The sequence below is a fragment of the Flavobacterium sp. genome (genome assembly GCF_025352015.1).
Lineage (GTDB): Bacteria > Bacteroidota > Bacteroidia > Flavobacteriales > Flavobacteriaceae > Flavobacterium.
The window spans coordinates 88638-113163 of sequence record NZ_JANXUG010000012.1; the positions used below are offsets into that span (position 1 = coordinate 88638).

At 34.8% G+C, this 24526-nt stretch carries 20 protein-coding genes; 4 read left to right on the forward strand and 16 right to left on the reverse strand.

The window, feature by feature from the left end; all coding sequences use genetic code 11:
- Positions 1–9 precede the first annotated feature (9 nt).
- From Q0Q96_RS01710 to Q0Q96_RS01735, 6 genes are all read right to left on the reverse strand, one after another.
- Entirely contained in the window at positions 10–735 is a 726-nt protein-coding gene (locus Q0Q96_RS01710; protein ID WP_293870926.1) for a TIGR00730 family Rossman fold protein, read from the reverse strand.
- Between the two features lie 44 nt (positions 736–779).
- Positions 780–3611 carry an excinuclease ABC subunit UvrA gene (gene uvrA, locus Q0Q96_RS01715; protein WP_293870929.1) on the reverse strand — a complete coding sequence of 944 codons (2832 nt, stop codon included), beginning with the start codon at positions 3609–3611 and terminating at the stop codon, positions 780–782.
- An 80-nt stretch (positions 3612–3691) separates the two neighbouring features.
- Positions 3692–5512, reverse strand: coding sequence for a chloride channel protein (locus Q0Q96_RS01720; RefSeq protein WP_293870932.1), 1821 nt, complete (start codon positions 5510–5512; stop codon positions 3692–3694).
- Between the two features lie 67 nt (positions 5513–5579).
- Entirely contained in the window at positions 5580–5714 is a 135-nt protein-coding gene (locus tag Q0Q96_RS01725; RefSeq protein WP_293870935.1) for a hypothetical protein, read from the reverse strand.
- A complete protein-coding gene (locus tag Q0Q96_RS01730) occupies positions 5714–5956 on the reverse strand; it encodes a hypothetical protein (protein WP_293870938.1) in 243 nt (80 codons plus the stop codon). Before Q0Q96_RS01730 ends, Q0Q96_RS01725 begins: the two co-directional genes overlap by 1 nt.
- A gap of 46 nt (positions 5957–6002) precedes the next feature.
- The gene (locus Q0Q96_RS01735; RefSeq protein WP_293870940.1) at positions 6003–6593 is read right to left on the reverse strand and encodes an acyl carrier protein phosphodiesterase; all 591 of its coding nucleotides are present in this window, start codon (positions 6591–6593) and stop codon (positions 6003–6005) included.
- A 151-nt stretch (positions 6594–6744) separates the two neighbouring features.
- On the opposite strand from Q0Q96_RS01735, the gene glmM reads away from it, so the two are divergent.
- Positions 6745–8148, forward strand: a complete 1404-nt coding sequence (glmM, locus tag Q0Q96_RS01740) for a phosphoglucosamine mutase (RefSeq protein WP_293870942.1) — start codon at positions 6745–6747, stop codon at positions 8146–8148.
- A gap of 76 nt (positions 8149–8224) precedes the next feature.
- On the opposite strand, the gene Q0Q96_RS01745 is transcribed toward glmM, so the two are convergent.
- From Q0Q96_RS01745 to Q0Q96_RS01790, 10 genes are all read right to left on the reverse strand, one after another.
- The gene (locus Q0Q96_RS01745; RefSeq protein WP_293870944.1) at positions 8225–9733 is read right to left on the reverse strand and encodes a carboxypeptidase-like regulatory domain-containing protein; all 1509 of its coding nucleotides are present in this window, start codon (positions 9731–9733) and stop codon (positions 8225–8227) included.
- A gap of 280 nt (positions 9734–10013) precedes the next feature.
- Positions 10014–10457, reverse strand: coding sequence for a VOC family protein (locus Q0Q96_RS01750; RefSeq protein ID WP_293870946.1), 444 nt, complete (start codon positions 10455–10457; stop codon positions 10014–10016).
- A 68-nt stretch (positions 10458–10525) separates the two neighbouring features.
- Positions 10526–10936, reverse strand: a complete 411-nt coding sequence (locus Q0Q96_RS01755) for a VOC family protein (protein ID WP_293870948.1) — start codon at positions 10934–10936, stop codon at positions 10526–10528.
- Between the two features lie 18 nt (positions 10937–10954).
- Positions 10955–12712, reverse strand: coding sequence for a DUF885 domain-containing protein (locus Q0Q96_RS01760; RefSeq protein WP_293870951.1), 1758 nt, complete (start codon positions 12710–12712; stop codon positions 10955–10957).
- Between the two features lie 68 nt (positions 12713–12780).
- Positions 12781–14247, reverse strand: coding sequence for a polysaccharide biosynthesis C-terminal domain-containing protein (locus Q0Q96_RS01765; protein WP_293870954.1), 1467 nt, complete (start codon positions 14245–14247; stop codon positions 12781–12783).
- 92 nt (positions 14248–14339) lie between these two features.
- Positions 14340–15629 carry a glycosyltransferase family 4 protein gene (locus tag Q0Q96_RS01770; protein WP_293870956.1) on the reverse strand — a complete coding sequence of 430 codons (1290 nt, stop codon included), beginning with the start codon at positions 15627–15629 and terminating at the stop codon, positions 14340–14342.
- Positions 15630–15631: 2 nt separating this feature from the next.
- A complete protein-coding gene (locus tag Q0Q96_RS01775) occupies positions 15632–16099 on the reverse strand; it encodes a nucleotidyltransferase (RefSeq protein ID WP_293870958.1) in 468 nt (155 codons plus the stop codon).
- Positions 16100–16103: 4 nt separating this feature from the next.
- Positions 16104–16262 carry a hypothetical protein gene (locus Q0Q96_RS01780; protein ID WP_293870961.1) on the reverse strand — a complete coding sequence of 53 codons (159 nt, stop codon included), beginning with the start codon at positions 16260–16262 and terminating at the stop codon, positions 16104–16106.
- Positions 16263–16294: 32 nt separating this feature from the next.
- The gene (locus tag Q0Q96_RS01785; protein WP_293870962.1) at positions 16295–18799 is read right to left on the reverse strand and encodes a YfhO family protein; all 2505 of its coding nucleotides are present in this window, start codon (positions 18797–18799) and stop codon (positions 16295–16297) included.
- Positions 18800–18859: 60 nt separating this feature from the next.
- A complete protein-coding gene (locus Q0Q96_RS01790) occupies positions 18860–19111 on the reverse strand; it encodes a DUF4834 domain-containing protein (protein ID WP_293870965.1) in 252 nt (83 codons plus the stop codon).
- 124 nt (positions 19112–19235) lie between these two features.
- Between Q0Q96_RS01790 and Q0Q96_RS01795 the strand changes: the two genes are divergently transcribed.
- From Q0Q96_RS01795 to Q0Q96_RS01805, 3 genes are all read left to right on the forward strand, one after another.
- The gene (locus Q0Q96_RS01795) at positions 19236–20198 is read left to right on the forward strand and encodes a transporter (RefSeq protein ID WP_293870967.1); all 963 of its coding nucleotides are present in this window, start codon (positions 19236–19238) and stop codon (positions 20196–20198) included.
- Positions 20199–21317, forward strand: coding sequence for a GTP cyclohydrolase (locus tag Q0Q96_RS01800; protein ID WP_293870970.1), 1119 nt, complete (start codon positions 20199–20201; stop codon positions 21315–21317).
- 815 nt (positions 21318–22132) lie between these two features.
- On the forward strand, positions 22133–24526 hold a 2394-nt coding region (locus tag Q0Q96_RS01805), incomplete at its 3' end, for a putative Ig domain-containing protein (RefSeq protein ID WP_293870972.1).

Sequence of the window (24526 nt, forward strand, 5' to 3'; positions counted from 1 at the left end):
TTAATGTTATTAAAAGTTTGGACTCAAATTATATTTTTTATAGAAATTATCCAAAGCTTCTACTACTTGATCCTCGGTATCTACAATTTTGATGAGATTCATGTCCTCAATATAAACTGTTTTTTCTTTTTCGATTAAAACTGTTTTTATCCAATCAATTAAACCGGACCAAAAATCAGTGCCAACAAGAATTATGGGGAATTTTCCAATCTTTTTTGTCTGAATTAAAGTTATCGCTTCAAACAATTCGTCCAAAGTTCCAAAACCACCCGGCATTACGACAAAGCCCTGTGAATATTTGACAAACATTACTTTGCGAACAAAGAAATAGTCAAAATTTAGGTTTTTGTCTTTATCAATATACGGATTGTAATGTTGTTCAAAAGGCAGTTCTATGTTGAGTCCAACCGATGTTCCACCGCCATGATGAGCGCCTTTGTTCCCAGCTTCCATAATTCCGGGACCGCCTCCGGTAATTACGCCATAACCAGCTTTACTGATTTTATAGGCAATTTTTTCGGCTAATAAATAATATTTGTCGTCTGGTTTTGTTCGTGCCGAACCAAAAACAGAAACGCAAGGTCCAATTCGAGCCATGGTTTCATAACCATTTACAAACTCCGACATGATTTTAAAAATCGCCCAGGAATCGTTTGTTCGAATCTCGTTCCAAGGTTTCTGTTTTAGTTTATCGTGGATTCTGTCATCTTCATTTAGAAAATCTTCTTTCTTCATTGCATATCAATTTTATTGTAATTTTTATCTTTTAAATAAACGCACTAAAGTAATTCTTTTTTTAAAAACTGCGCAGTATAGCTTTTTTTGTTTTTGATTAGCGCTTCTGGAGTTCCTTTTGCTACTATTTCACCACCAGCTTTTCCGCCTTCGGGACCAATATCGATAATGTAATCGGCTAGTTTAATGACATCCATATTGTGCTCAATAATCAAAATAGAATTGCCTTTGTCAACCAATTTATTAATAACCTCCATCAACACACGAATATCTTCAAAATGCAAGCCTGTAGTGGGTTCATCCATAATATAAAAGGTGTTTCCGGTATCTTTTTTAGACAATTCGGTTGCCAATTTAATGCGCTGGGCTTCACCGCCAGAAAGCGTGGTGCTTTGTTGTCCCAAAGTAATGTAACCCAAACCAACATCTTGAATTGTCTTTACTTTCCTATATATTTTTGGAATGTTTTCAAAGAAAGGAACGGCTTCATCGACAGTCATATTCAACACATCCGAAATAGATTTTCCTTTGTATCTAATTTCCAGAGTTTCTCTATTAAAACGTTTGCCCATACACGTTTCACATTCTACATACACATCTGGAAGAAAACTCATTTCGATGGTTCGCACACCGCTGCCTTCGCAGGTTTCACATCTTCCGCCCGAAACATTGAAGCTAAAACGACCCGCTTTATAACCTCGAATCATGGCTTCGGGGGTCATGGTGTACAAACTTCTAATTTCCGAAAAAACTTCAGTATAAGTCGCAGGATTTGAACGTGGTGTTCTGCCTATCGGACTTTGGTCGATATCGATTACTTTGTCTATATGTTCCAAACCTTCAATCTTTTTGTAAGGTTGTGGCTTTTTGACGCCGTTGAAATAATACGCATTCAAAATAGGATACAAGGTTTCATTAATCAAAGTTGATTTTCCGCTTCCCGATACTCCCGTGACACAAATCAGTTTTCCTAAAGGCAATTCGATAGAAATATTTTTGAGATTATTTCCCGTGGCGCCATTCAGTTTCAGAAATTTTCCATTGCCTTCTCGACGTTTTTTGGGTACTTCAATTTTCATTTCACCATTAAGATACATGGCTGTAATGGTGTGTTCTTTCAATAATTCTTTTGGTGTGCCTTTGCTGATAATTTCGCCGCCAAATTTTCCGGCTTTTGGACCAATATCAATCACATAATCGGCGCGTTCAATCATATCCTTATCGTGTTCTACGACTAAAACTGAATTCCCAATATCGCGTAATTGTTCTAACGAATGAATGAGTTTTTCGTTGTCTCTTTGGTGTAAACCAATACTTGGTTCGTCCAAAATATACAATACGCCCACCAATTGTGAACCAATTTGAGTCGCCAAACGAATGCGTTGAGCTTCACCACCCGAAAGGGATTTGGAACTGCGATTTATCGATAAATAATTCAATCCAACATTTACTAAAAAGCGTAACCGATCTTTAATTTCTTTAACGATTTCGATGGCAATAATTTTTTGTTTTTCATTCAAATGAGTATCTAAATCCTCAAACCAAGCTAACAAATCTGAGATATCCATAGTCGATAAATCGTAAATGCTTTTTTCGTTAACGCGAAAGTACATGGCTTCTTTTTTTAGACGTGAGCCATGACATTCAGGACATTCTATTTCATCCATAAACTCTTTTGCCCAGCGTTTAATAGCCGTAGAGGTATTCTCGTTATATTGATTTTTTATAAAATGAGAGATGCCTTCAAACTCAATTTTGTATTCTTTGGTGATACCCAATGTTTTTGAAGCAACGGCAAATTTTTCTTTTCCACCTTGCAATATAACGTCCATCGCTTCTGTTGGAATCGTTTCAATGGCATCTGTGATTTTGAATCCGAATTTTTCACCAATAATTTCCAATTGTTTAAAAATCCATGAACTTTTGTATTCGCCAAGCGGAGCAAAACCTCCATTTTTTATCGATAATTTCGAGTTGGGAATTATTTTTTTCAAATTTATCTCGTGCACAGTTCCCAAACCTTTACAATGTTCGCAAGCACCTTTTGGAGAGTTGAACGAAAATAAATTTGGCTCCGGATTTTGATACGATATTCCCGAAGTGGGACACATCAAATTCCGACTAAAATAGCGGACTTCATTGGTATCCTGATCTAAAATCATCAATACATTCTCGCCATGATACATCGCGGTTTTGATACTTTCGATAAGTCGTTTTTCATGCTCTTCATTGTTTTCAATGACCATTCTATCAATCACAATTTCGATGTCGTGGGTTTTATAACGGTCGAGTTTCATGCCAGGTAGTAAATCTTGCACCTCACCATTCACGCGGACTTTTAAAAAACCTTGTTTGGTGATTTGCTGGAATAATTCGGCATAATGCCCTTTTCTGGCTCTAATAACGGGTGCCAAAATGGTGATGCGTTTTCCTGTAAAATTTTGAATAATCAATTCCTTAATTTGCTCATCTGAATAGGAAACCATTTTTTCGCTAGTAACATAACTATATGCTTCGCCAGCGCGAGCATAAAGCAATCTCAAGAAATCATAAATCTCGGTAATGGTACCTACAGTTGATCGCGGACTCTTGTTGGTTGTTTTTTGTTCAATGGCAATTACGGGAGAAAGTCCGTCAATTTTATCAACATCAGGACGTTCTAATCCGCCAAGAAACTGTCGTGCATACGCCGAAAAGGTTTCGATATACCTTCGCTGACCTTCAGCATAAATAGTGTCAAAAGCTAGAGACGATTTTCCTGACCCAGATAGTCCAGTAATAACGACTAGTTTTTCACGTGGAATAGAGATGTCAATATTTTTTAAATTGTGCACGCGAGCACCAAGGACTTCAATAGTATTTTCTGTATCTAACATAGCATTTTTGGCAAAACGCAAAGGTAGTGTTTTGGGAGGAAAATTTGAATAGACAGTTTAGAAGTTATTGTTAAAAAAGATTATTCTATAATCATCTCCTTCAACCGTTGACGGTAGCTTTCGAGTATATCAATTTTGGTCAAGAAACCAAAGTATTTTCCTTTGTAAATTACTGGTAAAATAGAAGCTTTGGTTGTTTCGAATGATTTCATTATTTTTTCAGGTTTGTCTTCAAATAAAAGTAACTCTTTGGGTTGACTCATGATTTCACCGATGCTCATAAATTTTACACGAAAGGGATTAACTATAATGGCTTTGACCTCTTCAAAATCGATGATACCAATTAAATTTTTTTGTTCATCAAGGATGGGAATGATTTTTTGGGCAGTAGTTGAGAAAATTTCGACTACGTTTTCCATAGAACTTTCAATGTTCAAAGTTATATAGTTTTGTAGTACCAAGTTATAAAAATCGATGCTTTGCAGGATATTTTTATCTTTATCACTGGTAAAAACTTCGCCTTTTGCCGCCAGTGCTTTTACTTCCATCGAATGTTTTTCGAATTGTTTGGAAACTGCATAACTTATTGAGGAAACAATCATCAACGGAACCATTAAATTGTAACCACCGGTAATTTCTCCGATAAGAAAAATAGCAGTCAAGGGTGCATGAAACAAGCCACTCAAGATTCCCGCCATACCTACTACGGTGAAATTGGCAATTGGTAAATGATGCGTGATGTTAAGTAAATTTACTGTTTTTGCCACAACAAAACCAAGGTAGGAGCCTACAAAAAGTGAGGGTGCAAAATTGCCACCGTTACCACCGCTCCCGATTGTTAAACCTGTCGCAAATACTTTTAAAAGCATGGTTACGCCCACAAAAGCAAGCAAAACCCAATCGTTGCTTTTAAATTTTTCGAGTATGGTGTTGTCTAATAAAATACTCGGATTTTTGGACGATAAGGTTTTGATACTTTCATAACCTTCACCAAACAAAGTGGGGAAAAAGAAAATTAAAATCGCTAAAATTACAGCCCCAAATAAGGCTCTGCGATAGCCTTTATTTTTAAAAGTACCGAAGAATTTTTCAATTCTTTCGAATGTTCGCGCATGATAAATAGAAGCGACACCCGCTAAAATCCCCAATAAAATATAGAAAGGCGTATTGTGATAATCAAATTTTAAAATTTGTTCAAAATTTAAAAGTGTATCTCTGCTCAAAAACACCGTAGAAATCAGTGCGCCAGTTGCTGCTGAAATAATGATAGGGATAAATGCGGCTATAGAAATATCTGTTAAAACCACTTCTATGGCAAATAAAACTCCAGCAATAGGAGCATTGAAGGCTGCACCAATACCAGCTGCAACACCACAAGCAAGAAGCAAGATTCGGTCTTTTTGAGAAAGATGATATTTTTGGGCAAAATTAGAACCAAAAGCAGCACCAGTAATCACAATGGGGCTTTCTAATCCGGCGGAACCACCAAGACCAACCGTTAATGAACTCGTAATGATTTGGGCATACATTTGTTTTTTAGGAACGATACCGCCTTTTCTGGCTACAGCATAAAGTACTTTGGAACTGCCTTTTTCTAAACTATTTCCTAAAAAATTCCGAACAACAAAAACAGTGAGTAAAATACCAACGATTGGCAATACACTATTGATGTAAGGTAGTTTTAAAAAACCGTTGATGTCATTCGCCCAAAGGAAAATATTGTGCGCAAAACTTTTAAGAATAATTACGGCAAAAGAGCAGGTGATTGCCACAACAACACAAGCAAAGTAGATAAAATTTCGCGGGCTTAATGTGTCTTTTAAAAGAAAAATTAAATTTTCGGCTCTCCTGAAAATACTCCTGAAAATGATTTTAAAATTGGAAGCTTTGCTTGCAGGCATTTATACAAATTTTGAATCTGCTAAAATACTTCTTAAAAAGAGTATTTCATAAAATACACAGTTAAATTTAATAACCCGCTGCTTTATCGTCGCCTCTATAATCGGCTCCACCTTCTAATTTTCCGTCAGATTGGATCAAAACAGCATCGACTTTTCCTAAAACAGGGGCAAATTTTTCATTGATACTATGTCCTTTAGACATCAGATTTTCAATGATGATTTTATCAAATTTTTAGGTTCTACCATAATGTCATCAGGTAGCCATTGGTTATGAAATCTGGGGGCATCAACCGCATTGCAGCCTTTTTTGACAATGTCAATACCAATTTTAGAGGCTTCTTCTCGTGCAGAAACAACCATAGCTTTATCGGCAATAAGACCTTTTTGTTGTGAATAAATCGAAACGGAAATCAGTAGCAATAAAAAGAAGTACTTTTTACTCATAACTTTAAAATTTGTTTTTTGGAATTCGTGAACCTTCGGTTTCATATTAACCATTCAGTTCTTTTAATTTATCAATACAATGCTGACGTAATTCTTCAAAAAACAAGGTAAATTCGTGTTCAAATTCGGTGTAGTATTGTTGCAATTCTACCATCGATTCGTGCATATTTACTCGGTTTTTGGTGCGATGATCCATCTGGAACATGATTATTTGTAAACCGTCAATAGTGGCATAGCTCACGAACCAGTTGCGGGCAATCATATACGGCATCATGCCTTTTATTCTTTCGGTAAGGATATCATAATGTTCTTTTAGAAGATGGTAAAAGTTATCAGCGTAATCTTCGAGATTTTCATTGGAATAGGTATTCCAGTTTTTGGCTAAAAAATGATCATAGAAAATATCCATAATCACACCCGAATAATGTCCGTATTTTTTGTGTAAACGATGCTTACTTTGCCTATAAACGTGGTGCATATCGGTAAAATTATCTATCGAACGATGCAGCAGAATTCCTTTTTGGATTTCCTCGGGATAAACTTCATAACTATGTCCACGAATACTGTCCGCCATAAAATTTCCGATTTTTACTAAATCGTTATCGCCAGAAAGAAAGATGTGAGCAAGGAAGTTCATTGAAAGGTTATGAGTTTAGAAAGTTTAGAAGTTTAGCTTTTGTAAATTTAAAAAATACTTTGAATAATGCTATTTTGGAACTGTACAAGTTTAATTATATTTGCTAGTAAGTTCTAAACTTTCTAAATTCATAACCTTATAAACCTCTAAAATGACTCTAATAAAATCTATATCTGGAATTCGTGGTACTATTGGCGGGGAAGTTGGTGACAATTTAACACCTGTTGATGCCGTAAAATTTGCATCGGCTTATGGGACGTTCCTTAAAAATAACCGAGATTCTTCCTTGCGTCAGAATGACAAATTAAAAGTAGTTATCGGTCGGGACGCGCGAATTTCAGGACCAATGATTCACAATTTGGTGATGAATACCTTACTTGGATTAGGCATTGATGTTATCGATTTAGGGCTTTCAACAACACCAACTGTTGAAATTGCTGTTCCGATGGAAAATGCCGATGGTGGAATTATTCTTACCGCATCGCACAATCCGAAACAATGGAATGCCTTAAAATTATTGAATGCTAAAGGCGAATTTTTAAGCGGAAAAGAAGGTGAATTGATTTTAGAAATTGCCGAATCGGAAGCGTTTGATTTTTCAGATGTTGATTCTTTGGGCGAAATTACAGTGAATGATGCTTACATGGATATTCATATTGATGAAGTTTTGGATTTGCCGTTGGTTGATGCCGAAGCTGTTGCCAAAAGAAAATTTAAGGTGGTTGTTGATGGTGTGAATTCTTCGGGTGGAATTATTATTCCAAAATTATTGGAGCAAATGGGAGTGGAGTGCGTGAAATTATACTGCGAACCAAATGGACATTTTCCGCATAATCCTGAACCACTAAAAGAACATTTGGGCGACATCTGTAAATTGGTTGTAGCAGAAAAAGCCGATTTTGGAATTGTTGTTGATCCCGATGTTGATCGTTTGGCTTTTATTTCTAACGATGGTGAAATGTTTGGCGAGGAATATACTTTGGTGGCTTGCGCCGATTATGTATTGAGTAAAACTCCGGGAAATACCGTTTCCAATATGTCATCATCTCGTGCTTTAAGAGACATTACCAACAAACACAACGGAAGCTATCAGGCGAGTGCAGTTGGCGAAGTAAATGTGGTTGAGTTGATGAAGAAAACCAATGCTATTATTGGTGGAGAAGGAAACGGCGGAATCATTTATCCGGAATCACATTACGGAAGAGATAGCTTGGTTGGAGTGGCTTTGTTCTTAACACATTTGGCAAATCTTGATATGACTGTTGCCGAATTACGCGCTTCTTATCCGCAGTATTACATGAGCAAAAACAAAATAGAATTAACACCACAGATTGATGTTGATGCTATTTTGGTTGCGATGACTGAAAAATATAAAAATGAAGTAATTAATACTATTGACGGAGTGAAAATCGACTTTGCTGAAAATTGGGTCCATTTAAGAAAATCGAACACAGAGCCAATTATCCGAATTTACACCGAAGCGCAATCCCAACACCTAGCGGATGATTTAGCTGTTAGGATTATTAATGAGATAAAAACTGTGGCTGGGATTTAAAATTTTTAGCAATTAAATCCTTATTTCGACACTGAAATTGGTAATTAAAACAGTTAAAAATAGATATGTTTTGTAATTAATCTCCCGCTTGAAATTGCTTCATTTTTTCTAAAGGTTCAATCACGCCGTAGTCTTTCCATATTTTAGGGTCGTAATGTTTTAAATTCAAATATTTAAAGTCTTCCTCTTTTAAATTAACTATCGTTGTTTGTGTGCTTTCAGACTTCAATATGTTGAGATATTCTTTTTTAGTTTTTATAGTGGTTTCAATTTTAAGATCTAAAGCTAGCACATCTCTTTCTTCACTGCTTATCTCTATAAATTTGATAGGTCGGTTCAGATAAATATACTGCCCAGTTTCTATAGCAGCATATTGAAGGAAATACCCAACACCTGATGAATTTTGTTTATAAATGATTGTTCCAGTGCTTACATTTTCAGATTGTTTTATCCCCAAAAGAAATTTCATATTGAAGCCGCTGACCGTTTCCCCTTCTGCTAAAGCGAAGTCAGCTCTCAATACCGCAAAATCGGTTTCCGAAATATACAGTTTGCCAATATATTGTGCTTTGCTTTTACGAGGCTTAAACGATAATACATATACAAATTCATTTTCTTTAGAATAGATGGCACCTTCATAAGTGTAGTCATATATTTCGGGCTGATTTACAAAAGTAAGCCGTCCACTATTTAAAAAATTGTTTTGCATAATAAATTGGTTTAGATCGGATTTTTTGGTAGTCAATTGACTCGCTTTCTCTTTCTTATGGAAATCTTTACGTAACGAAATCGTGTCATGAGAGCCAAACCAACCACTTTTAACTCGGTAGTATTTAGTAGTATCTAAATGTTGAAGAAATAGTTTGCTGGCTTTTTCTTGAATATCATCAAGTGAGGATGAATTATTTTCATCCTTGAGCCTGGTAGCTTTTATAACTTCAAGTTTTGATAAAAAGATAGATTTATCGTCTTTTTTAGTGGTTTTAGTATAATAATTTAAGAGAATATCACTATATACAACTGGTGGTTGTTTAATTAATTTGGAGGTAAAGGCATTTACTTGAGTATTCACTTCCTGCAGATTTTTTTTAGAATACCCAGTAGATTTGGTAATTTCCAGATCTAATTTGGAAGGTTTAAGAGAATAGCTTTCGCGGAAAAAAACTTTGTTCTTTACTGGCAGACCATCACTTTTGTAATTCAGATTTAAATTCTTTTTTACCTCTGCCATTATGTTTAATGGATTGGGTCTTACATTTGATACATTGACGACTTGTAATTCAACAACCCCGGGTTCTAAAGCAATAGTTAGCGCTAATTCTTTAAGTTCTTTCACAGTTAAATGACGTTCTATATAGCCCAAATAAGAAACTGCCATCACTGCGGTATCGCTGCTATTATTTTCGGAAATGGTGAAGTAACCTTCGGCATTGGAAACCAGGTTTTCAGAACCATTAATTTTAACATTGGCATAAGGTATTGTTTGTCCGGTTTTAGAATCAATAATTTTACCCGTAATGTTTTGAGCCACTCCAGTGTAAAAATTAAGCAAAATAAAAATTATTTTAAAGATGTTTTTTTGCATGAATATATAAATATTTTATTGGTTAAAATAGAGTTAGCTGAAATATAAAGCTGCCAGCAAGCATTATAATGGCATCCATATATACTATAAATATCTTACGAATGTAAATATTTTTTTTTATTTAAAATATAAAATAAAATATTCATATAATGAGTTAAGATGTATAATTATGAATAGTAAACCTTATATTTCAGATATTTTTATAAAGAAAGTCTCGAAGATAATTAACAAAAAATGCCCGTCGATTAACAGGCATTTAAGTTATTATAGTTTTTAAAAATTATTTCTTTGGAACTTCATCAAAGTTGACCATCCAATGAATTCCAAATTTATCTACAAACATTCCGAAGTAAGCGCCCCAAAAGGTATCATTCATTGGCATAAAAGCATTACCACCCGATGATAATCCGTTGAAAAGTTTATCCGCTTCGGCACGGCTTTCGGTATTGATGGAAATAGAAACATTCGCCCCGATAACAACATCACCACCTTGAGAATTGCTGTCGCTTCCCATTAAAACACTTCCGTTACCAATAGGCAAAGAAACGTGCATAACTCTGTTTTCTTCTTCTGCTGATGGCGGTGGACAGTTCGGGTCATCTGAAGGCGGCATGTCTTTGAATTTTCCCATATATGGAAATTCACCTCCAAATACTGATTGGTAGAATAAGAATGCTGCTTCGCAATTTCCGTTGAAAACTAAATAAGGATTAACTGATGCCATTTTTTTAAGTTTAAATATTTATAGTTTTAGAAGTATCTGTCAACTGCTTTCTGAACACTGAATACTGTCTATTGTGGCATTTTACTTAAATCCATATAAAGCACATTCCAACGATGCCCATCTAAATCGCAGAAACCGCAACCATACATCCAGCCTTGATTTTCGGCGGGTTCGGCAAAAACAACTCCGCCTGCAGCTTTTGCATTTTGTGCAATTGCATCTACTTCTTTGCGGTTTTCAGCATCTATCGAAATCAGGAATTCACTTGATTGTTTGGTGTCGGTAATTTGGTGTTGGATAAAATTCTGAAACATACTTTCCCCAAAAAGCATGACTACGAAGTTGCTTTCGCCAACTATCATGCAAGCCGAATTGGGTGTTGTTCTTTCTTCCAGAAAGGTAAATCCAATTTTACTAAAAAAGTCTTTCGATTTCAGGGCATCTTTCACAGGAAGATTGAGCCATATTTGTTTTGTCATACTATGTCTTTTACTAAATTATTCTAACATTCGTTCACGAATGTACTTCACAGGTGAACTGCCAAAACTTAGGAATTTCTCGTGAAAATCTTTCAGGCTATATTTATCGCCCATTTTCTTTTTATACTCTTCCCGTAGTTGCATAATCGCCGTTGAACCGCTGTAATAGGAACAAAGTTGTACTTGCGAAACGGTTGCTCGGTGGTACTTTTCTTCAACTTGCTGGTCAGTTTGGAAACACTCTTTTGATAATAATTTTACGATGTCTTCTTTTGGTTTGTTTAAGCATTGAATATCATAATCAATAATAACATTGGCTAATTCGCGAAGTTTCCAAACACCCAACGCCAATTCGATTTCGGGTTCGTGATTTCCCCAACCGTTTTCTACCATCATGTTTTCGCAATACACCGCCCAACCTTCAATCATAGCGCCATTTTGAAAAACAGAACGCAACACATCTGGCGATTTTTTGTTGTTGTAAATTCCCTGAACGCAATGTCCCGGAACAGCTTCGTGTATAGATAATATTTGTGAAGAGTAGAAGTTGGTTTCGCGTAAAGCGCTTTCTGCTTTTGCTGGCGGATATTTCGTTACATCATCAATGTTGTAATAGGTTGTTCCCTTTTTTTGATATGGTGGAATAAATTCAGCACTTGCTAATGCAAATCCACGGGCATATTCCGGCATATATCTAACTTTAATAGGAGTAGAACTAGTATCGAAATCGAATAGGTTCTTTTCGTTAATAAACTTTTTCAGTTCAGTTACCTGTTTTTTAAGTGTTGGATAAAATTCTGCTGGTGTGGGATGATTGCCTTGTAGTTTGCTCAACACCATTCGGATTACTTCCAAGCTGTCTTTTGGTTTAGCTTGAGTTGGATAATATTTTGTCCAGACTTTATCTGCTGTAACATACATCTTGTTGTGCCACATTTTTTTATCGGCAACAGCCTTATCATAAATCTGTTCTGGCGTAAAATCAGTCGCTAAATCGTATTTGAATTTTTCGGTAAAGAGTTTTTTACCTATTCTGTAATCTTTGAATTTGAAGTTTTTATCAGCATCAATTTTTTGTAAACCACTCACATAATCATTCATGGCAGTAACTGCTTTGGCAATGTTTTTTTGCAGTGTCCTTTTATCCGCAGCGTTTAAATGCGAAGCCGAAATCGAATCAGTAAGCGATTTGCCAAACAATTGCATTCCGCCTTTGTTTTGATTGATAGCCATTTCCAAATGTTCTTTGGTTGGTTGTTTCAAATTCTCCAAAGCTGCTTTATAATAAGCATCCGAATTCTCCAGATATTTGGTTAAGATTTTCAAACGTTCATCCATTGGTGCATATGGCTGGTTGATGATATAGTCGCAAGACCCGCTAATGTTGTACACAGAAGCATCCCATTCCTGTTGTTTGAAAACGGATATGTACCAAATATCGCTTTCCAATTGGTTTTTGATGATGTTGAAACTTATCTTATTGTTATCACTCAATTGATCATAATTCAACGCGTTTAAATTGGATAACCATTTTTTAGAAAAAGTGACATTGTCGTCGAAAGCCGCTGCGTTTGGTACAACCAGCTTGTCATAATACTTTCCGTAACCTTGATTTATTGATTGAGCAGGATATTGTTTCCAGTAAGCATCTAAAAATTTAGTTTCAAAAGAAGCGAAGTTTTTGTCGGTATCGGCGTTGTTTTCTTTTTTATCAGATTTACAACTAATGAATGTAATGGTAAGTAAAACAAGTAGTCCCGCAAGTGTTTTTTTCATGAGATTGGTTTAATTGATTTTGAATTACGAAAATACAAAAATATATTCAGTATTGTTTGCGAAAAGAATTACAGGAGCTTCACCTTCTTCAGATTGTCCTTAATTATAGTATTGATGTCGTCAGAAATTTTTAGTTTATAATTTAGAAACGCATACAAAACTCCAACTAATATCGATTTCAATCCAATATTAATAATGGTATAAAACGGAAAATCCCAAAAGTAAAATAGCAAGAAACACAAAGCCAAAATCCCAAAAGATTCTAGTGTTTTATTGGTGAACGGATACAAATCCATTTTCTTGACTACAAAGAAAAGTTTAATTGTATTGTAAATCATTACCGTAATTAAAGTCGCAAAAGCAGAACCTTCAATTCCATATAGTGGAATGAAAATCATGTTCAAAATAATCATCAATGCTACTGTAAAAACTCCAAATAATAATACAGTTTTATAGTGTTTTGTATTTACAATAATCGAATTGTTATTACCAAGCAAAACATCGTAGAATTTAGATAATCCAATTAGGAAAACAACCAAGATTCCACCGCTATAATCTTTCGGAATGAGGTGATACATTTCCTTAATGTTAACAAAAATTAATATCATTATAAATCCGCCAATTACTTGAAGGTTTATAGCACTTTTTTTATACAAATCATTCAGTTCATCGTGCTTGTTTTCGACCATTAATTTGGCAGTAATCGGTGCAATTATTTGTGTCATTGCCCGACTTGGCACAGCAATTACTGTAGAGATAAAAATCGCCACGGCATACAATGCATTTTGACCAATGTCTTTGTATTGTGGAATCATTACTTTATCAAAGTCGACAAGCATCACAGCAACGCCTCCAGAGACAATGATAAACAGCGAATACAGAATAATTTCCTTTACATTTTTAGGAATTACAAAACGCAAAACAGGCATCTTTACTGAAATAGCATACAATTTCATGCCGATTAATTGTGCAAAATAGGCGAGGGCAACACCATAAACAAAAGTGTTTTTAGCAATCCAATTGAATTGAACAGCTATCAGTAGAAGCATAACAATAAGCCGAACCAACACTTCACTAATGAAATTACCTGTTACTGATTTCATATGCACCTTTGCCCAAGCATAAAAAACTTCAAAATACGCCATGAACAAACCAATGACAGGAATCAGCCAGAAGAACGGTTTTAGCGTTGGGTTTTCCTTTATCCAGCTGTGTGAAATGTTATCGTAAAAAAAGTAGAATCCTAATCCGAGTGGAATGATTAAAGCCAGCGGAAGTATCAACATAAAGGTCAAAAACTCATCACGCTCTTTTTGATTTTTATAGTAAGAGAAGAATCTAATTAAAGTATTCTGTGCACCAAAAGCCATAATCGGCATCATAATATTAGCGCCCGAAAGAACCGTTGCTACAATTCCGTAATGGAGTTTTCCGAGAAAGGTGGTGTACAAAAACAACGCATTAATGGCACCAATCCCAAATCCAAGGAACGTGATAATAGTGTTTTTAATAGATTGACTTTGGACGATTCCCATATTGGAGCTATGAGTTATGAATTATAAGTTATGAGTTACGAATGTATCATTTTTTTCTTTGTGAACTTCGTGCCTTCTTTGTGTCTTTGTGGTTAAGAAATTAACTTTGCTAAATGTGCAGTCAAACTCTTTCTGGAATATTGCTGCAACCCAACCGCATGAACTTTTAGGTTTTGGTTTTTATATTCCTGATAGTATTTCAAAAGTAAGGCTTTTAGTTTTTCCTTTTCGTTGTAGGTAAAGAAAACGCCGGTATTGGTTGCCGTAATGATTTCAGCAAAATCGGAATCTTTTGGACCGATTGCTATTATTGGTCTTTCTGAAATCATATATTCAAAAAGTTTTCCTGGAATGATGCTTTTAGTTTCTTCGGAATTGATTTCGATGAGTAACAAAACCTGTGATTTTCTTTGATGTTTGACAGCTTCCTGATGCGAAATATAACCCAAATTTTGGACGTAATCATTCAGCTTGAATTCGGAAATGGTATCTAAAACTTCCTGACTTGTGGCACCAATTAATTTCAGTCGGAAATCATTTTTGAAATCTGCATTTTCAGTAACCAATTCCTGTAATGCTTGCCAAAGTATTTTGGGATTTCTTTCGGATAAAAAGGAGCCAATATGTGCCAAAGTAAGTTTTTCGTCGAGCGGTTGCTTATCGATTTTTTCAATATCATAGCCATTGGTAATGACTTCAATAGGTTTCGATGTAATTGCTTGAAATTCTGTTTTTGTGGTTCTGCTGGTTACTATAATTGTGTCGGCGGAATTTAAGACTGCTGCCTCTAAAGCTTTGTGTTTTTTCTCTGCATACAAAGATAATTTCAAGGCTTTGTGATAGCCAATCGTTGTCCATGGATCACGGAAATCGGCTAACCATTTTATGTTCAAATCTTTCTTTAACTCTAAACCAATTAAGTGCAGGCTGTGGGGTGGCCCCGATGTTATAATCGTGTCAATATGATTTTCTTCAATATATTTTTTCAAATACTTTACAGAAGGTTTTACCCAAAGAAACCGCGCATCGGGAATAAAAAGATTGCCGCGAACCCAAAGTAAAGTTTTCTCTAAAAAGGATTGTTTCTTTTGATTTGGAATAATGCCAGAGCTTATTTTCTTGGTTTTGTTTTTTGAAAACATCGAAGCGAAACCATAAGGTTCGAAGATTTTGTTTTTGATAATAACTGCTTTCTTCGAAACTTCACTCTGCAAACCTTCATCTATAATCGGATAAGTTGGATTTTTAGGAATATAGACAATCGGCTGAACATTAAAATCTGGCAAATACTTGACAAACTTTAACCATCGCTGTACTCCGGGACCACCAGCTGGAGGCCAATAATAAGTGATGATTAAGAGTTTTTTGGTTTCAGGTTTCAAGTTTAAGAATTAGATTTTTTATTGATTTTTTCTAATTCTTCAATATCTAAAATATCTTTTGGACGATTAGCTGCTTTTTTAGCTTTAATCAAATTTTCATAATCTAAAAAATAAACAGGAATGTCGTTAATTTCCGTAATGTAAGCTTTGTCTAAAAGTTGCTCAAAAGTATTATTTTCTAGACCTTTTACGGACGTCATAATATCTAATCGTAAATTAAAATTTAAAGTAATATCGGTCCAGCCAGGTATAAATTGCATTGTTTTTATGTTTTCAAAATCTCCTATTCCTGCTTTTTTCAAAGCGTCTCTTAAATTTTCTCTATTTTCAATCGAATCTTCAATAAATAAATCTACGTCTCCTGTATTTCTTCCGTAACCATATATACTTACTGCAAAGCCACCAATGGTCAAATATTTGACTTTATTTAAAAATAGATACTTCCAAATTTCAATTATTTGACTATCCATTTAACTATTTTGATATTTTTTTGGCTGTTTTCAAAAGATAGGATATTTCGATAATAGCCATCAGTTTTTCAAAACGCTGTTGCGAAGACATCTTTCTAATCTCATCAATATAACGTGACTCCATTCTGGCAGGATGAGCGTGATTTAATTTGCTTGGCTTCATTTTTGTTGAATTAGTATCTCAAATTTACAAAATTAACTTGAACTATTTTGAATCCTTTTTCTATCAAAATAAACGCCACCAATAATCACCAGCAACATTATTATTGAACTAAATAACACAATAGTACTTCCTGTTTTTACAACCTGTGGTTCAAATTTGAACTCGATAGTGTGTTTTCCTTTTGGGATTTGCATTCCGCGTAAAGTGTAATCAACTCTAAAAATAGCACTTTCTTTTCCGTCAATTGTAGCTTTCCAACCATTTTTATAATAGATTTCAGAAAAGACTGCGAAACCATCACCTGCACTATTAGAAGTGTAAATGAGATGATTTGGCTTGTATAAATCTAGTTTGATTGTTGCCAAACTATCTGTCAAATATTTTCTAGGTTTACCTAATTTTGACCAATTCCTATCTTGTGTAACAGCAACGTATTTGGAATCAATTTGACCTAAAACCTTTATTTCATCGTCAGATGATTTTTCGAAATAAACATCTTTAACAAACCATGCATTTCCATTATAAAAAGGATTCACAATTGGAATATCGCCTTTTTCAGTGCCAACAATCAAATACTTAATATTAAACGCATTGAGAACAGAAAGACTTTTGGTAATGGAAAGTGTTTTCGGGTCGATGATGCTGCCCAAATCTGCTATACTTTTTTGGATTTGATATTCGTAAACTTCCTTAAATCGTCTTGGCATAACGGCACTGTAGCCTCCAATTGATTTATGAAAATATGACGAACGCGGACTGTAAATTCCGCCGGCAACTTCGTACACTCTATAGTTTGTTGTATCCTGAAGAATCAACGAATCGGCTTGTGTTGGTTGGTATGGTACAGCAACTTCCTGCGCGCTTCTGAATTGCTGTCCATCGTTACTTAAATAATTTTTATCTACAAAAAATAAATCGCAAACCATAAATACGCCAACCAAAATCACGGCTGTATTAGCTGCCAATTTATTTTTGATATATAAATAAAGTGCGCCGAACGTAATGGTAATTAAAAATCCAGAACGCAATAAATCGGCTGAATATAAATCTCGTCTGTCGTCTTTAAGTGCCTCTATAAATTGTGGTCCGAATGATTTATCCGGATGTTGCTTCAAAGCTTCAATTAACTGACTGTCGATTTCACCAACAAAGTGGAACATGCCTTTGCATAAAAATAACAAAACAATAATTCCTAAAGTTGTTGCGCTGGTTTTCCATAAACTTTTCCAACGGTTTTCGTCATTGGTAAAAAACGATTGCAATCCCATAATGGCTAGAACCGGCACACACAATTCGAGTAAAACCTGAATAGAAGAAACGGCTCTAAACTTGTCATACATTGGAACATAATCAATAAAGAAATCCGTCAGTATCGATAAATTTTTCCCCCAAGAAAGTAATAAAGAGAATATAGCTCCGGCAAGGAAAGCATATTTTATTTTGCGTTCATCATGGTATAATGCCAATACAAAAAGGAAGAAAACTACAGCGCCAATATAAGCCGGAGCAGCTACCTGTGGCTGGTCGCCCCAATAGGTCACAGCGTAATTATCCGTAAGCTGATGTGCTTCTTCTGGTGAAGCGCCATAATTGAGCATAAAATTATAAACATGGGAATCTTCGGTTAGCTTTTCATTGTTTCCACCACCGAATAATCTTGGTGCAAACAAATTTAAACTTTCTACAATGCCATAACTATATTCGGTGATATAGCTTCTATCCATGGCGATGTTAGCTTCTTTTTTAGTGCCATCTGTATTGAAAGTTAGTTCACTTTTACCACGTGTACTAAAGTCGGTATATTCTTTTGTCGCCATCAAACTTGTGGCATTTACACCCACAGCTAAAATGATTCCAACGGCAAATGTTCCAAGTATTTTTGGCAATGATTTTAGATTCTTTTCCTTATAAAGTTGGTATACAAAAAAGAATCCCATGACTATCAAAAGCAGTAACAAATAGTACGTCATTTGAAAGTGATTGGCAGTAATTTCGAGCGCAACAGCAAGCATGGTTAGAATTCCTCCAAGCAAATATCGCTTTCTAAAAACCAGAATAAAACCAGCAACTACAAACGGCATATAACCAATAGCATGTGCTTTAGCATTGTGCCCAACGCCCAGAATGACAATCAGATAAGTTGATAAGCCAAAAGCCAATGCGCCAAAAAAAGCTTTCAAAGGATCAACTCTAAAGACCAGCATTAAAACATAAAATCCTAAAAAGTAAAGGAATAAATAATCCGCCGGACGAGGCAGAAAACGAATAGCGTTATCCAACATTCCAATATAATCATTCGGATAATTGGCTCCAGCTTGATAGGTTGGCATTCCGCCAAAAGAGGAATTAGTCCAATAGGGTTCGGTATGATTTTCGGCTCTGAAATCAATTTGTTCTTTCGCCATTCCGGTATATTTTGCAATATCGGATTGGTAGATTTTTTTGCCTTGAATGATAGGATAGAAGTAAACTAAAGAGATAACAATAAAACCGATTATGGCTAAAAGATGAGGATAGTGCTTTTGAAGTTGCTTCATGTTTTTAGTTGAAGGTTGATAGTGGTCAGTTGATAGTTCGTTAACAACTGAAAGGCGAATTTATTCTATTTCTTCAAAATCAACATAGTCGCCAACGATTTTTTTATCTTTTGGTTTTTCCGCCGTTTGATTTTGAGCAGCATTTTGGTTTTGATAATTTTGTTGTTGTTGCTGAAATTGTTGTGATGCTTTTTCGACTACTTTTTTGGCTAAAACGGGTAAAAACAAACGCGCTAAAAATTTCACAACATAATAGAAAATGACAATAAATAAAATAGTATCTAAAAGTGTTTGAAAAGATGCGGTTTCCATAGTGAAAATAATTTTGTCAAAAATACTAAATTTCGCAATTTAAAATTTGGTTTGACTTCTTAAATAAATGATAAAATATAGTACTTTTGATTGACAAAGTTTTATTGATTAATTTCCGTACCTTATGACGACTATAAAAAATATGCTTGTGGCAAGTTTTCTTTTGATTTCTATTAGCCAGTACGCACAATATACAGACATTATTAACTCTAACAGACCTGGCAAATCGATGTCAGCATTTTCTGTTGGAAAAACGGTGATTCAAGCTGAAGTTGGATTGTATGGCATTAGAGAAAAACACGATTTATTGGGTTATCAAGCCAATGGTTTTGGAACCGAACTTGATGCACGATATGGCGCGTTTTTTGACCAATTTGAGTTTGATCTTAATACACAATACCAGTATGATTGGTATCAAGCGCCCCTGGTTAATGACACTCGAGGTGGCTTTAAACAGGTTACTTTAGGCGCAAAATATTTGGTTTATGATCCTTTCATAAAAGAGGATAAGCCAAATTTATTGAGTTGGAAAGCCAATCATAGTTTCAAATGGAATCAATTTATTCCCGCAGTTGCCGTTTATGCTGGGGTGAATTTAAAGTTTGGAAACAATCCGTTTACCTTCCCGACGGACAGAATGATTAGCCCAAAAGTAATGATTATTACACAGCATCATTTTGGAAGTAAATGGGTTTGGGTAAACAATATTATTGCCGATAAATACATGACTGACTACCCAACATTGGGAATAATATCCACAATGACTCGAGGATTTAGCATGCTTTGGTCCGGATTTTTTGAGTTCCAGGGGTATAAAAGTGATTATTATGCTGATACCGTTTTCCGTCTTGGAGCTGCCTATTTGGTTCGTGAAAATATACAGTTAGATGCTTCTTTCAGTAAAAACATTAAAGAAACACCATCGTTACTTTTGGCAAATATTGGTATGGCTTGGCGTTTTGATAACAATTATGAAACAAATTATAAGCGGGTAAAAGGCGAAAAAAAATCAAAAAAAGATAAAGAATCAAAAAAAGATAAAGGCAAAAAACGTAAAGACGAAGTAGAATTAGAAAAGACCAAATAAATGATTGACATAGTCGAAGCCAATACCAAAAAACTGCTTAAAGCCTTTGTGAAATTTCCATTTACTTTATATGAAAATAATCCATATTGGGTTCCGCCGTTGATTAATGATGAATTAGACACGTTCGATAAAGAAAAAAATCCCGTCTTTAAATCGGCTGAAGCCACTTTTTATTTGGCATATCAAAACGATAAAGTGGTCGGAAGAATAGCTGCTATTATCAATTGGGATGAAGTCAACATTCAGAAAAAAAACAAAGTACGCTTTGGATGGTGGGATGTTATTGATGAAATTGAAGTGACCAAAGCATTGCTTGAAAAAGTTTATGAACTTGGCAAAAAAAACAATTTAGAATATGTAGAAGGACCGATGGGTTTTTCAAATTTGGATAAAGTTGGCGTTTTAACTACAGGTTTTGATGAGATTGGTTCAATGATTACGTGGTATAACTTTCCGTATTACGCGGAGCATTTAGAAAAACTGGGTTATGTTAAAGAAAAAGAATATCTCGAAAATAAATTTCCTTTTGCCAATGTTAAAGAAGAACTCTTTTTAAAGGCAGATGAATTGATTAAGCAGCGGTATCATTTACATGCTCTGAATTTCACCAAAAACAAAGACATTATGCCTTATGTAGGTAAGATGTTTGATTTGTTTAATGCTTCTTATGCAAACTTGTCGTCTTTTGTCGCTATTACTGATGAACAAAAAGAATATTTCAAAAACAAGTACATCAGTTTCATTAATCCTGAATATATCAAGTTCGTGATGGACAAAGATGATACCATGGTTGCTTTTAGTATTGTTATGCCCAGTTTTTCTGAAGCCTTGCAAAAAGCAAAAGGGAACCTGTTTCCTTTTGGATTTTATCATTTGCTAAAAGCCAAAAAAGAGAGCAAAGAAGTGCTTTTCTATTTAATAGGTGTTGCACCAGAATATCAAAGTAAAGGCGTAACAGCAATAATTTTTAACGAATATTATAAAACTTTTAATGAAAAGGGAATTCTAAACTGTATTAGAACCCCAGAATTAGAAGATAATCACGCCATTCACAATATGTGGAAACATTTTGATCCCTCAACTTTTAGAACAAGAAAAACCTATAAAATTGATTTATAATTTTTTTAAAAAAGTATAACCAACTTATTATTAGTGATATAATAATTATATAGAGCAAACCTTTTTATTTATAAAGAGGTTTTTTTATGCCCAAAAAAAATAATATTTTGCTTTTCACTAGTTATTATCTTTAAAAAAATAAGAATACTTCTATATTAAAATATAAAATAGTGCATTTCATAGATTTTATTTGTATTTTAATCGATAAATTGAATAATATTGTTTTGTAAAATTCCAGTTCAAAGTTCTCTGTGGATGTTTATTGCACAAGTTCTAAAAAGTGCTTTTTTTTGGATATAAAAACAATATTTTTATTTTAATGAAAATATTCGTACGAATTAAAAAATATTGTATTTCAGCGGATATATTTACTTTTAATAGATAAATTGCTTATTTAGAAGTATTTTCTTCTTCTTTATAACTTTCATTTTATCACAATATTTTAAATCTTATTTATTTAAAATATTAAATAATAATAATATTCTTTGTTAAAATGTTAAAAAATTAATTTAGTTAAAAAAAATGAATTTTGTTGATAACTAATGATAACTATTTTTTAGAAAAAAACTTACATTTTTAAGATGTTAAATTTTGGCAATCTTTTGATTTGAAAGTATTTAAATCTAAAAATTGAGTATCATTGCAATTCCAAATTTAAAATGAAAAAATTTACACAAACATATTTTAATTTAGTTGAAATGATAAATGTAACTTCTAATAATTACATTTTACCGAAAAATAAACAATCCAGTACGCAAAGATTAAATATCAAAAGTAGCTTGACGCTATTTTTATTTATTTTTTTCAGCACTTTTATGTCTGCCCAAGCTCCAAGTGTAACGTATTCGGGAGTACAAAGCAACTATACTATAAACAACGTTATTGTTCCCATTACACCATCTTTAAGCGCCGGAATTCCATCAGTAAGAGCAAATGTGTCTACTATTGCTGGCAATGGTGCCGCTGGTTTTGCCGATGGTAGTTCTGCCTCTCCCAAATATTATAGTCCAACAGGAATAGCAATTGCATCCTCGGGGAATATGTATATTGCTGATAGTCAAAATCATTGTATTCGAAAAATAACTGCAGCAGGGTATGTGTCTACTTTTGCAGGTACAGGATTTCCGGGATTTGCTAACGGTAGTGGTGATGTGGCACAATTTAACGTACCTTATTCAATAGCTGTGGATGCTTCCGAAAATGTATATGTTACCGAGTCAAATTCGAATGCGATTAGAAAAATCACAGCGGCAGGAATAGTATCTACTTTTGCAGGTAATGTTGCAGCATCTGGTTATCTTGATGGTCAAGTTTCTGCTGCCCTATTTTCGGGTCCAAAAGGATTAAGTGTCGATACTTCTGGAAACCTTTATGTAGCTGATGCAAGTAATAATCGCATTAGAAAAATATCTAATACAGGTTCAGTAACTACCATCGCTGGTGACGGAACAGCCAGTTATTTGGACGGACAAGGAACAACAGCACAATTTAATAATCCAATAGGAGTTGCAATAACAAATTCAGGAATTGTATATGTGAGCGATTCGTCTAATAATCGGATTCGTGCAATATCAAATACAGGAAATGTAACAACAGTAGCCGGTAACAGTAGCCCAGGACTAATAAACGGGCTAGGAATAACGGCACAATTTAACGCTCCACGTGCCTTATCAGTTGATGCTTCGGCAAATATATATGTTGTAGATTATAATAACAATTGTATCCGAAAAATAACTAGTACTGGCGTAGTAACAACCTTCTCAGGCACAGGTGCATTTGGTGCTGTAAACGGTTTAGGAACTATAGCTACTTTTAAATATCCAGAGGGAATTGCTACAGATACCTCGGGAAATGTTTTTGTAGCTGATGTATCAAATAATTGTATTCGAAAAATAACTAGCACTGGCGATACTAATACTTTTTCTGGAACTGCTGTGCGTGGTTTAGAAAACGGACAAGGCGGAACAATGGCAATGTTCAACAGCCCTGTTGCAGTTGCAGCAGTGTCTAGCGGTGTAATCTATGTTATAGATGATTTTAATTCTTGCATCCGAAAAGTTTCCACCGATGGTATTGTTTCAACATTTGCGGGTAACACTTCTACAGGATATGTTGATGGTCAGGGAACGGTCGCATTTTTTAATAATCCAAAAGGAATAGCTCTTGATGCCGCAGGAAATATTTATGTAGCAGATACGTTTAATAATAGTATTCGTAAAATTACACCTGCTGGAGTTGTGACAACAATTGCCGGTGACGGTACTGTTGGTTATCTTGACGGTCAAGGCACTGCTGCAAAATTTAACAATCCATATAGTTTAACGGTAGATACATCTGGTAATATTTTTGTTGCCGATACAAAAAACAGTCGTATTAGAAAAATTAGTTCAACGGGTTTAGTGACCACTGTTGCCGGATATATTCTTTCAGGCTATGCAGATGGAGCATCAAATATCGCCAGATTTAAAAATCCTCAAGGCATAGCTATAGATAATACAACAGGAATTTTATACGTTGCCGATACCACAAATAATAGAATTCGAAAAATTGCTACTGATGGAACAGTAAGTACTTTAGCAGGAAGTTATGGCGGTTATACTGATGCTCAAGGGACATTAGCAAACTTTAATAATCCAATAGGTATTGCTGTTGATGCAACAAGTACTATTTATGTTGGAGATTATTACAATTCGGTTATTAGAAAAATTGATAACACCGGATTGGTAAGTACTTACGCCGGAAATGGCTCAAGCCAATATACAGATGGAATAGGAAATGTTGCTTCCTTTTATTTTCCAGTTGGGGTTACAACCGATGCTTTAGGAAATGTATTTGTTGCAGATTCTTACACGCAGCGTATACGTAAAATAACCTCTTTGTTACCTTTTACAATTGCGCCAGCATTGCCAACAGGTATGAGTTTTAATGCTACCACTGGTGTTTTGTCTGGTACTCCAACAGAATTAAAATCGACAACAACCTATACTATCGCAGCTTCAAATTATAGTGGTACAGGAACAACAACTATCAGTTTTGCTGTAAGTGCTTCTGGTGCGACTCCACCTCCGCCAACAGCATCAGCACAAACCTTTTGTGGATCAGCTACGGTTGCAAATTTAGTTGCCACAGGAACAGCTTTGCAATGGTATAACGTTGCCACCGGAGGAACCGTTTTAGCATCAACAACAGCCGTAACTACCGGGAATTAT